The organism is Pedobacter suwonensis, from assembly GCF_900111825.1.
In the GTDB taxonomy this organism is placed as follows: domain Bacteria; phylum Bacteroidota; class Bacteroidia; order Sphingobacteriales; family Sphingobacteriaceae; genus Pedobacter; species Pedobacter suwonensis.
Genome location: NZ_FOJM01000005.1, coordinates 174,127 through 188,049, shown reverse-complemented (window position 1 = coordinate 188,049; position 13,923 = coordinate 174,127). Strand labels below are relative to the sequence as shown.

The window sequence follows — 13,923 nt, the reverse complement described above, 5'->3', positions numbered from 1 at the left end:
GAGGGATTGGGCGTTTAAACCATCCGCCTCATTACCTTCTACCTTTCCACCTTGTATTATTCGTATTTAAGTGCATCAACAGGGTTAGCTTTGGCCGTTTTATAAGCCTGAAAGCTCACCGTAAATAATGCTATAGTTAAAGTTCCAATAGCAGCTAGCGGCATAATCCACCAGCTAAATTCTGTATGATATTCAAAATTATTTAACCATTTTACCATTGACAAATAACCGATTGGTATGGCAATTACGATGGCTACAGCGATCATTTTTAGGAAAGACAGGGATAGTAACTGCATTAAATTGGCTACAGATGCGCCTAAAACCTTCCTTACACCAAATTCCTTGGTACGTTGTTCGGAACTATAGGCAACAAGGCCAAACAAACCCAGGCAGGAAACAAAAATGGCCAATCCGCCAAAGAGGTTAGATAATATTCCCAATATTTGTTCTGACTTATATTTTTCCTGATATAGTGAATTTACAAATGAGATCTCAGTTGGGTAAGCCGGGTTAAATGCTTTTGTAATTCTATTAATGGTTTCGATATTATGCTGCAAACTATTTGCATTATTGAGACGCATGGTGATGGTACCGGTTTGCTTTAAATTGATGAAAACAACTTGTGGATTGTTCGATTTGTATGGAGAATCCCATACGTAATCATCAAACACGCCAATAATGTGTGCGTTTGTACCGAAAAGTGTTACTTTTTTACCAATCGGATTTTTGTAGCCAAATACTTTCACAGCCGATGCACTAACCATAATTGCGCTGGTATCTGAGGCAAAACGCTCTGAGAAATCTCTTCCCGCCAGTAATTTAATGCCATTGGTCTTAATAAAGTCGTATGATGTAGCCACTTGGTTGAACATGACTGTATTTGCAGGCTTAGTCATTCCATCCCATTTTATATCCATAAAATTTCGGCCATGATGAGAAAGACTAACAGATGATTGATACATCGACGTAACAGCTCCTGCTTTTAGCAATTGAGTTTTAAATAAATCGAATTTGGTTTTCAATTCTCCCTCCTGGGGCATTTCGACCAGGGCATTAACATCAAAGCCCACGGGCTTATTTTTAATGTATTGAATCTGGCGATAGATAACTAACGTTGCAATAATGAGTATAATAGCGAAACAGAATTGACCGATCACCAAAACCTGCCTTAAACTGATATTTGGAAATCCTTTGGCATTTATTTTTCTTTTTAAGGTTTGGATTGGATTAAAGGATGAGAGATAAAAAGCCGGATAACTACCTGCTATTAGCCCCGTGGCTGATACAATTCCCAATATCCCAAGCCAACTCGTCACTCTAAAATAAGAAATGCCAATATTGAAGTTTAGTAATCGATTAAATGCCGGAAGCGAAAGTTCAAGTAAAGCAATGGCGAGTATAACCGCAATGAATGTAAGAACCATCGATTCGGTTAAAAACTGAAGAATTAGTGACGAGCGGTTTGCTCCAATGGTTTTCTTAATACCGACTTCCTTTGCTCTCTTCTCCGATTTTGCCGTAGCCATGTTCATAAAATTGATACATGCGATCAATAAAATTCCAAATGCTAAACCAACAAAAAGGTAAATTTGCTCAATATTGCCACCTATAGGTTTGCCATTTTCAAACTTCCCGAACAAGTGCAGTTTGCTTGCTTGATACAGAAAATGTGGTTGCGATTGTGCATTTTGTGGCGCATTTGCTTTCACCAAACCATCAACTTTACGATTTACCAAATCAATATCTGCATTCTGATCTAACAATACCATCGTTACGAAACTGTAATTATTCCAGTTTAAATCTTTAACATCGCGATCAAGAATTTCATAGAACGACCAGGGCATTAAGAAATCAAAACGATTAGAACTGTTTTCTGGCAAATCTTTGATTACACCTGTAATGGTTAAATTTTCCCTATCCTGATAACGGACAACTTTGTTTAAAGCATCGGTGGTTCCAAACAAAGTTTTTGCTGTACTTTCCGTTAAGATCGCAGAAAGAGGATTCTTTAACGCGGTTTTCGGATCACCTGAAATAAACTGATAATCATACATTTTAAGCAGGTCAGGTTCAGCAAATTTTGAATCCTTTTTATAGCTGTTTTGTCCGTTAGCAATTAAACTTTTTTTGCCGTAATCCATGCGGGCAACATATTTCACCTCTGGTAAATGCGCTTTTAATAATGGACCGAGAGCAGTGGTAGTACCATTAAAAGTTGCGGCAATTTTATTACCATCCCCTGGAACATTAGTCATGGCAACATATACATTCCGCCAGTTTTTAGCCTGCTTATCAAAGTTCCATTCGTAGGTAACATACAGGAGCAACATTAAACAGGCAGCAAGGCCAATAGCTAAACCAACTACGTTGATAAAGGAAGAAGTTTTATTCTTCCAGAGGTTGCGTAAGGCGATTTTTAAGTTTAATTTGAACATATATTTTGAGGTTGAGGGCAAAAAGGTTGAGGGTTGAGGGATTGGGCGTTTAAACCTTCCACCTCATTACCTTCTACCTTTCCACCTTGTATTATTCATATTTCAAAGCATCAACAGGATTGGCATTTACTGCTTTTTTGGCCTGTATACTTACAGTTATAATGGTTAATAAAATTGTTATCAATGTGGTAGTTACAAATGGCAAAACAGGAAAATCGATCCGGTAAGCAAAGGTCTTGAGCCACATATTGGTAACCACATAGGCAATTGGCCAGGAAACGATGTTCGCAACAACCACCAGGTAAAAAAATGAACTATTGATCAGTTTAAGTAACTGCACATCAGTTGCACCCAAAATTTTACGCACGGCAATTTCTTTTAAGCGCCCATTGGTAATGTATTTGGCAAATGCATATAAACCCAGTAATGCAATAAAAATAGTGAGTACTGCAGCAGTGAAAAATACCGACTCCAATTGTTCCTGCTTTTTGAACAGCTTGCCGTAAAGTTCGTCGAGAAAGACATAGCGAAAATCTTCCCCATCAAGTTTATTAATTTCGGGCCACTGCGCTTTTAAGGTAGCCAATACATCGGCCATTTTATTTTGCTCAATCTTAAGCAAGATTTCGGTTTTAAAACTGCCGCAAGGATCTTTAATGGTATAAATTGTAGGTTGAATTGCGTTTTCGAAACCCTGCGTTTTAAAATCTTTGATTACACCAACTATTTTATAATCAATATCACATCCCCTAATAATTTTTCCGATTGGATTTTTAATACCATATTTGGCAACTGCACTTTCATTTACAATTGCCGAATTTATCGTATCAGTTTTAAATTTGTTTGAGAAAAAACGACCTTCTTTTAATTTAATATCTAAAGTTTCAAAATAGTCAAACTCTACATTAACAAAATCAATATTTGCTTTTATACCATTTGCAGCATAGCTATTTATTCCATTTTGGCCACCAGGAATAAAAGTAGCCACAGTTGCTGATTTGATACCTGGAACTTTTAACATTTTTTGCCTGACAGGTTCGAAATCAATTGAGCCAAATTTGGCCGGATTATTAAACATTGTTAAATTTTTCACATAAACAACCTGATTGACATTAAAGCCTAAATCTTCGCTCCGCATGTATTTTAATTGCGAATTGATAATGAATAAGCCAATAATGAAAATAACCGCCATACTAAATTGGAAAACCAGCAAAGCATTACGTAGCCAATAACTTTGTTTACTGGTAGAGAAATTGCCTTTAAGTACGAGCGATGGCTTAAAACCTGACAAAACAATTGCCGGATAAATGCCTGCGCAAAAGGTAATTAATACTAAAATAAGAGGTATTTTCCAGAATAAACCATTCGCAGTATCCCAGATAGATAAGTGAACCTGAAACAGGCTGTTGAATCTAGGTAAAGCTAATTCTGCGATAATTAAGGCTAAAATAATGGCGACTAAACATTGCATCAAGATCTCTACCAGGAACTGTTTGGTTAACTGGAAACGATAAGCACCCATAACTTTTTTTATACCGACCTCTTTAGCGCGTTTACCTGCTTGTGCTATACTCAAATTAGTGAAGTTGATACACGCAATCACCAAAATCAAAACACCCAGGACAGAAATTGCTATTAATATTTTATAGGGAGCATCGTTACCCGCTTTTGGCTTTAAATGCTGGTTAGCCAATGGGTCTAAAAAAGTAGAGATACCCTTTATTTCTTTTATTGACTTTTCCTCGCTTTTGTCCTTCAATAATTCAGTACGGTATAAACCGGTAATTTTTTGTTCAAGATTTTCAACATCTGTTGCAGGTTTTACCTGTAAATAGATGGTGTAATCATTCATGTTATAATGATCATTCTTGCCAAGTTCATTACCAATACTAACACCATCAAAAGTGAAGTTGGAATGCAGGTTATTTTTTATAGATCCATTAATCACTCCGCTTATTCCAGAAGTGCTTGCTCCAAAACCAACCATTTCTGGTTCATCGTCCTGTTTATTCGGAAAAAGCGTTTTCATGCTTTCAGTGCTCAGATAAGTAAGTCGTTCCGTCTCTCCTGCTGGTTTTATGAGACCATTAGCGGGCTGGATATTTAGAATTTTGGCGGCATCATAACTTACCTGTAGAATTTTTTTAGTAAACAGCGTATTTTTTCCTTTTTTAATTGTCAGTTCAAAAGCACTATCTTTTATCACACCTGCCGACACAACTTCTGGAAAATTTTGCCTGATTGCTTCAGCAAAAGGGGCCGCAACATAATTGGTTTTAAATTCCGGGTATGTTATTCCAACAACATAAATATTCTCGTAATTCGGATTTTCCTTATCGAAACTGGTTTCATAGGTAAAATAGAGCGTTACCAAAATAAATGCAGCTAAAGCAATGGCCAACCCGCCAATATTAATGGCCGCAATCCCTTTATTTCTCCATAGGTTCCGCAACGCGATCTTTAGATTTAATTTGAACATATTTTTTAGGTTGAAGATTGAAAGTTTAAAGATTGGAAGGTTTAGGACGCTTTAGCCTTCTACCTTCTTGCCCTCTTACTTCCGAACTTTATTCATATTTCAAAGCATCAACAGGATTTGCCTTGGCCACTTTTAACGATTGTACGCTAACCGTTAAAATGGCTATCAATACCGATAATCCGATGGCGATGATAAACGGCAAAGGGGAAATTGAAACACGATATTCATAAGCTGAAAGCCATTTATTGATAACGATATAAGCTAACGGAAATGCAATCAGGTTGGCGATGGCAACCAGTTTGACAAAGTCTTTATTCAATAAAGTGAGGATATTTGCCGTACTGGCGCCTAAAACCTTCCGGATACTGATTTCCTTTTTGCGCTGCTCGGCCATAAATAAAGCCAGCCCCAATAAACCCAGGCAAGAAATAAAAATAGCAAAACCTCCAAACCAGTTAGAAAGTGTTCCCAACAGTTTTTCATTTTTGAATTTTAATTCAAAGTTGTCATCAACAAACCTTATCGTGGCCGGATAAGCAGGATTTAGTCTCTTCGCTGTTTCGCTAATCTGGTTAACAGATGAGGTGATGTTGTTTTTATCGTTTAATCTCATAATAATGGTAGTAACATTATCAGGATTTTGCGCAATAAGTAAAGGAATTGCTTTCTGATACGGAGATTCCATTACATAATCTTTAACCACTCCAATGATCCTTACTGGCTGCCCCCATTCAATCATTTTACCGACAGGATCTTTCATTCCCATCACCTTAACCAATGCCTCATTAACCAATACATTAGCGGTATCTACAAAATCTTTAGAAAAGTCTCTTCCCTTTAAAATTTCCATACCAGTAGTTTTGGTAAGGTCGAGGTTGGTAAACCTAAAGTTGACCAGGATTTTATCTTTTTGGTTTTTACCCGGCCAGTTGATTCCATAAGTATTGTTACCTCCGCTGGTTAACGACAAACTGTACTCTGTAAAGGCAGTTATGGCTCCCGATTTAAGCAATTCATCTTTTAGGATTTCGCGTTTTTCTTTTTTAGAGAACTCGCCTTCTGTAGAAATCTGTATTAGGTTTGCCTTATTGTAACCAATAGGTTTATTTTTAATGTAATTTAACTGCTGATAAATTACTGCAGTACAAACGATTAAACATGCTGCAAATACAAACTGAAAAATAACCAGGAATTTACGGATGGACAATGAAGATCCCCCAGAAATTTTGAATCCTTTTAAAACTTTAACCGGATCGAAAGAAGAAAGGTAAAAAGCAGGGTAACTGCCGGCAATTACTGCAGTTAACAAGGTTAAAACTAAAAATACCGACCAAAATTTATAATCTTTATAATCTATCCCCAGGGTAATGCCCAATAAATTGTTAAAATATGGCAGGCTTACCTCAATTAAAACAAAAGCTACAAGCATACTCAAGGTGGTTAATAAAACTGATTCGAACATAAACTGGCCTACCAGGTTATTTCTCGAAGAGCCGATAGCTTTACGCACTCCAACTTCGCGTGCCCGCTTTTCTGATTTGGCGGTAGAAAGGTTCATGAAATTAACGCAGGCAATTAGCAGGATGCAGAAAGCCAAAAGGAAAAAAATCTTCAACTGATCAATCTTTCCGCCTACATTTTTCCCATTTTCAAATTTATCGTATAAATGCCATTTAGATAAAGGATGCATAAAAGGTTCGCCATTAATTGCTTTATCGTGGGCCTTGATCATGCCTTTCATCTGGTTATTGGCACGAGCAAAAAAGGAATTATCCTGAAGTTTCACAAACAACATACAATAATTGTTTCCCCAGCCACTGTCTTTAGTCCATGGATTTAATTTTTCGTACAATCTCCAGGACATGATATAATCTTGTCCCAATGTCGAATTTTTAGGGCGATCAGCAATAACGCCTTCTACTTTCAAACTCTCCTTGTTATCCAGTTTAACTACCTTGTTAAGCGGATCTTCATTACCAAAAAGGTTTTTAGCCAGTGTCTCTGTCAGAATTACCCCATCTACACTGTTCAAAAAAGTATTTGGATTACCTTTCAACACCCTATAATCGAACATCTTAAGAAGATCCGGATCGCCGAAAACGGCGTTCATTTTAAAGTTGTTTTGATTGTAGGATAAAAGCATCGGTTCAGCATAAGATAAACGGCTTACCTTGGCCACACCAGGAACTTTTTCTTTGATTTCATCTCTCAACTGACCTGGGAAGGCCATAAAGCTAAAGGTTTCAGAAGCGGTTTTTTGGTTATTGTAAAGCACATAAGTTTTATCATAATCGGTAAACTGCTTATCATAACCATATTCGTAGGCTACATACAATAATAAAATCATGCAGCTGGCCAAACCAATGGCCAACCCGCCCAGATTGATCAGCGTGAAGCCTTTGTTGCGCCAAAGGTTGCGTAAGGCTATTTTTAGATTGAGTCTAAACATCTTTTTAAGTTTAAAAGTTGAAAGGTTGCAGGTTGTAAGGTTTTGGACACTTTAGCCTTCTACCTTAAAACCTTTCGCCTTCTCTCCATTATTCATATTTAAGTGCATCAATAGGATTGGCCTTTGCCACTTTTACCGATTGCAAACTGACCGTTAACACTGCAATTAAAACAGAGATGACGATGGCGAGCAGAAAGGGTAGAAACGAAATAGCCACACGATAATCAAAAGCAGATAGCCATTTATTGATGATAATATAAGCTAAAGGAAAGGCAATCATATTGGCAACGGCTACCAGCTTTATAAAGTCTTTATTCAGCAACACCAGGATATTGCCGGTACTCGCACCTAAAACCTTCCGGATACTGATTTCCTTTTTGCGTTGTTCGGCCATAAAAAGCGCCAGACCCAATAAGCCTAAACAAGAAATGAAAATGGCAAAACCACCAAACCAGTTTGAAAGTGAACCCAATAATTTTTCATTTTTAAATTTCTCTTCAAAAGATTCGTTCACAAATTTTCGGTTTACAGGATAATTTGGCTCCATTTGTTGTACCAGATCATCAATCTTGGCCAGAGAAGAGCTGATGTTCTGATTTGGACTTAATCTTGCTATAAGTACCCTCGCGTCGCCATTTGTATTTGCCCTAAAAATCATCGGGGCCACTCTTTGATAAGCACTTTCTACCACAAAATCTTTTACAACACCAACAGTAGTTAGTTTTTTACCCCAGAAAATGATTACCTTGCCGACCGGATTTTTCAATCCCATCATTTTCACGGCTGCTTCATTTAACAATACGCTATTGGTATCATCAGGAAATTTCACAGAGAACTCCCTGCCGCTGATCATTTTAGTGCCAATCGTTTCAACAAAATCATATCCTATTGCCCTATGATTGAAAGAAATGGCCTCATTAGGGTTTTTACCTTCCCAGTATACAGCCGTAGTATTGTCTCCTCCTTCAGTAAAATCTGTACTGAAAGAGGTGACATTGCTTACAGCGCCCGATGCTAACAGTTGGGTTTTAAGCAAGTCCAATTTAACAGGATCAGTTATTTTTCCTACTACAGCAATTTGAATCAAATTGGATTTGTCGTAACCAATGGGTTTGTTCTTAACATAATTGAGCTGCTGATAAATGACCGCTGTGCAAACAATTAAAGCTGCAGCAAAAACGAATTGGCCCACCACTAATACTTTCCTTACCGCAGCGGATGAATCTGTTTTAAGGGTGAACCCTTTTAAAACTTTTATAGGCTCGAAAGAACTTAGATAAAGCGCCGGATAACTGCCGGCAACCAATCCTGTCAAAATCATTAACCCCAATAAGGTTAACCAAAACAGGCCATTATGGTAGTCTATTGTTAGTTTAATATCTAACAAGCTATTAAAATATGGCAAACTAACCTCAATTAAGATAAAAGCTAAGACGGTTGCGATAAAAGTGAGGAGTAAGGATTCTAAAAAAAACTGATTGATCAGCGCTTTGCGCGTTGACCCTATTGCTTTACGAACGCCAACCTCTTTTGCCCTGCGCTCTGAGCGTGCCGTAGATAAGTTCATGAAGTTTACACAGGCGATCAACAAAATGCAAAATGCCAGCAATAAAAATATCCTAAGCTGATCTATTTTACCACCTACCGATTTGCCGTTTACAAAATCATCGTACAGATGCCATTTGTTTAATGGATGTAATAATGCTTCAGATATGTTATCTTTCTGGTTGCGTTTATAGATATCATGCATCAAATTATTTGCAGCGCTGAAAAAGTTGTTATCCTTTAACTGGACAAGCGTTAGGCACATATTATTGCCCCAATTGCCCACCTTTATCCAGCTTTCCCGTTTTTCGAACAGTGCCCAAGGCATAATGCACTCAAAAGCCAGGCTACTGTTGGCAGGCACATCTTCTATTACGGCTTCTACCTTTAATACATCCTGATTTTCAAGCTTTACCATTTTATTAATAGGATCTTCATTTCCAAATAACTTTTTTGCAAAAGATTTGGTGAGGATAATGGTGTTTACATCTTTCAAAACCTGAACGGGGCTTCCCTCTAGAAATTTGTAGTCCAGTATTTTAATGAAATTTTGGTCAGCAAAGATGGCACTACTATTTATTTTATTGTCGCCAACAGTAACGAGCTGTTTTCTCGGATAAGTAGTGTGAGCGGCATATTTAACACCAGGGATTTTTTCCTGCACTTCTTTAGCCATCACATTGGGTGTCCAGGCCCAGCTAAAAGTTTTACCGCTTGCCTTCATGTTTTGATAAACTACATAAGTTTTATCATGATTGGAGAATTGCTTATCGTAACTCCACTCGTAAGCCACATAAAGTAACAAAACCATGCAACTGGCCAAGCCAATGGCTAAGCCACCGATATTGATCAGAGAGAAACCCTTGTTTTTCCAAAGGTTCCGTAAGGCTATTTTCAGGTTTAATTTGAACATATTGCTAAGGTTGAAAGTTGGAAGGCTAAAGGTTGGAAGGTTTCAGCGCATAAACCATACGCCTTCTACCTATGAACCTTTTACCTTATTTGCCAATCCCAGATCTTCCCATCCGGGAAGATTATTGGGCGGCTATCATTAACTAAACTAAAATCTTTTTTTTAGGTGTAAGGTTTAGGACTGAAGGTTTAAGTTGCCCTAAGCCCTACGGTTTAAACCTTTTACCTCAAACCTCTATATCAGTTCTTCGTTTCTACTCTTATTTATTTTTTCCGAAATCACATGACCATCTTTCAGGTTAATGATCCGGTTAGAGAAACTGGCATCGTGGCTGGAGTGGGTTACCATTACGATGGTGGTTCCGGTTTCGTTCAGTTCGCACAGCAACTCCATTACTTCGTTACCATGTGAGCTATCCAGGTTTCCGGTAGGCTCATCGGCCAAAACCAATTTCGGCTTGGTAACCAAGGCCCTTGCTACCGCTACCCTTTGCTGTTGTCCGCCCGATAATTGTTGTGGAAAATGCCCGCTACGGTTTACAATATTCATTCGCTCGATGATTTCGTTTACCAGTTTCTTACGCTCTCCGGCAGGAACCTTGTTATAAATTAAGGGCAATTCAATGTTCTCAAAAACGGTCAATTCATCGATCAAATTGAAATTCTGGAAAACGAAACCCATGTTTCTCTTTCGGAAATTTGAGCGCTCCCTGTCGTTGAGGGTTAAAAGCTCTGTATCAATAAATTTGTAGCTTCCACTTTCGGGCTTATCCAATAAACCCATTACATTTAACAAGGTAGATTTCCCACAGCCTGATGGCCCCATAATGGAAACAAACTCTCCTGCTGCTACATGGAGATTGATGCCATTGAGTGCTGTCGTTTCTACTTCTTCTGTTTTGTAAACTTTTTCCAGATTTTCTATTTTAATCATAATTCTAGTATCAAGTATTTAGTATCAGGTATTGAGCAGCAAGTATTTAGTAGCAAGTATCAAGACCTGATTATATTTTTTGTTTAACTTTAAACCCATTTTCTTAAAAAACTCCAAACTCCAAACTCCAAACTCCAAACTCCAAACTCCAAACTCCAAACTCCAAACTCCAAACTCCAAACTCCAACTCCAAACGCCAAACGCCAAACGCCAAACGCCAAACGCCAAACGCCAAACGCCAAACGCCCTACTTACTAATCTCCACCTGGTCGTATTGATTAAACTGATCGTAAGATGAAGTAATTACTTCGTCGCCTTTCTGCAAACCATCCAATATTTCATAATACAGATAGTTTTTTCGCCCGATTTTAACGTTTTTCTTAGTTGCTTTTCCATTCTTTACTAAAAAAACCCACGAGCCACCTGTGCTCTGGAAAAACTGTCCCTGGGCAAGGAGCAATGATTTACTATTATCAGACAAAGTTAACTTTGTTTGTAAAGATAATCCACGTCGCAAACCTTCAGGTGCCGGACCTTTAAAAACCATTTCTACCTGGAACTGACCCGCTGTAACCTCAGGAATGACTTTGCTTACGGTTAAATTATAAGTTTTACCATTAAATTCACAGTTGGCGGTTTGTCCTTCTTTTACACGGTTAATGTAATACTCATCAACCCCTGCCTGCAGTTTGTAACCTTGTAACACATCAATCTTTCCGATCATTTCGTTGGCATTATAAGATTTACCAATTACCGGATCGTAAGACGAAAGTTTACCGGAAACCGGCGCTTTAATGGTCATATTTTCAATGTTCTTGCGGATCATCTCCAAACTTTCATTCATTTGCCCCATCGATTGGTCAATCTGGGCCAGTTGCATTTTACGGCTCTGATTTTCCTGTTTAATCGCCTGGCGAACGATTTTCAATTTACCCTGGTAATATTCGTAATCCTGGTTAGATTTATTAAATTCCTGGAGTGTAATTACCTTTTTGGCAAAAAGTGCACTATCCAATCGATACTGGCGGGTTGCAGTACGTAAATTATTCTCCACATCCAATACATCCTGATTCAGGATTCTTTGATTTTGTTCTAAATCCAACCTCGATTTACGTAGTTGATTAATTTGTTCGGTAGCAGCTGTCTGTTGCGAAGTATACCCCAACATGGCATTCGAATTTGCAATCCGTAACAGTGGTGTACCTTTCACTACAGATGCGCCATTTTCAGTAAAAATTTCCGCAACTGTCCCTCCTTCTGATGAACTTACAATTACCGAGGTTAAGGGAACTACACTGGCATTTAACAGCACTACATCTTCAAAATCACCATATTCTACTCTACTGATGGTCAACTTATCTGCATCGGCACTATAAACTTTTTTGAGTGACAAAGTATAGCCATAAATTACAATTGCTACAAAAGCAATTGTGCCACCCATTATTAACAGGGTTTTAGTGCTAAATCTCTTCTTCTCTATTTTCTTGTCCATTGTTTGGTTTACTGTTTGGTCTGCTAGTAACCAAGCTTGTGCCAAAACATCAAATCATACTTAAAACGCTGATTACCAAACACTAATTAATTATTTTATTTTTGATATGTTCGTTATCGGACAGTTAATGTGCGGGAGCGGACAGTTTTATTAAATTTGCCCCATCCTTTCAGCACCTTATTGATGGGATAACATTAGCAAAAAATAAGAAATACTAACTTGGAAGAGGCAAGGTTATGTTAGACGCCACTGTTTTAATTATTGACGATGATGACGATATCCTGCTAAGTGCCCGTTTGTTTTTAAAGCAACAGGTAAAGCAGGTAATTACATGTAAATCGCCCAAAGAAATTAACGTTTTATTGAGCAAAAATGAAATTGATATCATTTTGCTGGATATGAACTATCAAAAAGGCGCCAGTGATGGCCGAGAAGGCCTTTATTGGTTAGAACATATTTTATCAATTGATAAAGATTATGTGGTGATACTAATGACTGCCTTTGGTAATGTTGAACTTGCAGTAAAAGCAATAAAAAAAGGTGCTACCGATTTCATCCTTAAGCCTTGGGAAAATGAAAAGCTGTTTGCCACCATTTCATCGGCATCAAAACTTCGAGAATCGACCAAAAAGGTTAAAAAGCTTGAAAAGATACACACATCGCTTCAAAAAGATCTTGCAAGAGGATTTGAGAATATTGTTGGTCAAGCTACTGAAATAAGGCAATTACAGCACACGCTATTAAAAGTTGCCCCTACTGATGCAAATGTGCTGATCCTGGGTGAAAACGGAACCGGAAAACAGGTATTCGCCTATGAGATCCACGGAAATTCACACCGGAAAAACCAGGTATTTATGCATGTGGATTTAGGTGCCCTAAACGAAAATCTATTTGAAAGTGAATTATTTGGTTATGCTAAAGGTGCTTTTACCGATGCCAAAGAAGATAAACCGGGCCGCTTTGAACTAGCTGATGGGGGGACGATTTTTTTAGATGAGATTGGAAATTTAACACTACCACTTCAGGCCAAATTATTAAGTGTTTTGCAAAACCGAACGGTTACCCGTTTGGGCGAAAGCAAAGAGCGTAAAGTAAATGTACGCCTCATTACGGCAACCAATATGCCATTGAACGAAATGGTCGCAAAAAATACATTCAGGCAGGATTTATTGTTTCGCATTAATACAGTAGAACTTTTATTACCGGCATTACGTAAACGTGGCGAAGATATTTTACTTTTGGCCAATCACTTTTTGCAGGTCTTTAGTGCCAAATACCATAAAAATTTGCAAAAAATAAGCAATAAGGCGCAGGAAGCACTATTAAAGTACCAATGGCCAGGCAATGTACGCGAATTACAGCACGTGTTGGAAAGAGCCGTTATTATGAGCGATGGAGCTGATATTACCGAAGATGATCTGCAGCTAAGTCCGCAACGTTACGCACAGAACAACACACTACCAGATGAAATGGCTCTGGAAGATATGGAGAAAATGATGGTGCAGAAGGCCATTGATAAACACAAAGGAAACATATCAAAAGCAGCAGCAGAATTAGGCTTAACCCGCGCAGCACTTTACAGAAGAATTGAAAAATTTGGAATCTAAGAGAGGTTTGAGGTATAGGGTTTAAGGCGTAAGGTTATAATACCGTTTCTTCAACCCTATACCCATAAAC

At 38.0% G+C, this 13,923-nt stretch carries 7 protein-coding genes; 1 reads left to right on the top strand and 6 read right to left on the bottom strand.

Going from position 1 to position 13,923, the window contains the following annotated elements; genetic code table 11:
- Positions 1-56: 56 nt before the first annotated feature.
- The 6 genes from BM107_RS08230 to BM107_RS08200 all read right to left on the bottom strand — a co-directional run bounded on the left by BM107_RS08230 (position 57) and on the right by BM107_RS08200 (position 12,246).
- Complete coding sequence (locus tag BM107_RS08230; protein WP_090982130.1) at positions 57-2,435, bottom strand: ABC transporter permease; 2,379 nt, start codon at positions 2,433-2,435, stop codon at positions 57-59.
- A gap of 91 nt (positions 2,436-2,526) precedes the next feature.
- Positions 2,527-4,914, bottom strand: coding sequence for an ABC transporter permease (locus BM107_RS08225; protein WP_090982128.1), 2,388 nt, complete (start codon positions 4,912-4,914; stop codon positions 2,527-2,529).
- Positions 4,915-5,002: 88 nt separating this feature from the next.
- Positions 5,003-7,363, bottom strand: coding sequence for an ABC transporter permease (locus BM107_RS08220; RefSeq protein WP_090982126.1), 2,361 nt, complete (start codon positions 7,361-7,363; stop codon positions 5,003-5,005).
- Positions 7,364-7,451: 88 nt separating this feature from the next.
- Positions 7,452-9,821 carry an ABC transporter permease gene (locus tag BM107_RS08215; protein WP_090982124.1) on the bottom strand — a complete coding sequence of 790 codons (2,370 nt, stop codon included), beginning with the start codon at positions 9,819-9,821 and terminating at the stop codon, positions 7,452-7,454.
- A gap of 234 nt (positions 9,822-10,055) precedes the next feature.
- Complete coding sequence (locus BM107_RS08210) at positions 10,056-10,754, bottom strand: ABC transporter ATP-binding protein (RefSeq protein WP_090982122.1); 699 nt, start codon at positions 10,752-10,754, stop codon at positions 10,056-10,058.
- Between the two features lie 247 nt (positions 10,755-11,001).
- The gene (locus tag BM107_RS08200) at positions 11,002-12,246 is read right to left on the bottom strand and encodes an efflux RND transporter periplasmic adaptor subunit (protein WP_090982365.1); all 1,245 of its coding nucleotides are present in this window, start codon (positions 12,244-12,246) and stop codon (positions 11,002-11,004) included.
- 236 nt (positions 12,247-12,482) lie between these two features.
- Between BM107_RS08200 and BM107_RS08195 the strand changes: the two genes are divergently transcribed.
- Positions 12,483-13,853: a sigma-54-dependent transcriptional regulator gene (locus BM107_RS08195; protein WP_090982120.1), complete on the top strand. Its 1,371-nt coding sequence runs from the start codon at positions 12,483-12,485 to the stop codon at positions 13,851-13,853.
- Positions 13,854-13,923: the final 70 nt, after the last annotated feature.

Excerpts from the sequence above, each read along its gene's own strand:
- BM107_RS08230 (WP_090982130.1), bottom strand. The coding sequence starts at position 2,435 with ATGTTCAAATTAAACTTAAAAATCGCCTTACGCAACCTCTGGAAGAAT.
- BM107_RS08225 (WP_090982128.1), bottom strand. The coding sequence starts at position 4,914 with ATGTTCAAATTAAATCTAAAGATCGCGTTGCGGAACCTATGGAGAAAT.
- BM107_RS08220 (WP_090982126.1), bottom strand. The coding sequence starts at position 7,363 with ATGTTTAGACTCAATCTAAAAATAGCCTTACGCAACCTTTGGCGCAAC.
- BM107_RS08215 (WP_090982124.1), bottom strand. The coding sequence starts at position 9,821 with ATGTTCAAATTAAACCTGAAAATAGCCTTACGGAACCTTTGGAAAAAC.
- BM107_RS08210 (WP_090982122.1), bottom strand. The coding sequence starts at position 10,754 with ATGATTAAAATAGAAAATCTGGAAAAAGTTTACAAAACAGAAGAAGTA.
- BM107_RS08200 (WP_090982365.1), bottom strand. The coding sequence starts at position 12,246 with ATGGACAAGAAAATAGAGAAGAAGAGATTTAGCACTAAAACCCTGTTA.
- BM107_RS08195 (WP_090982120.1), top strand. The coding sequence starts at position 12,483 with ATGTTAGACGCCACTGTTTTAATTATTGACGATGATGACGATATCCTG.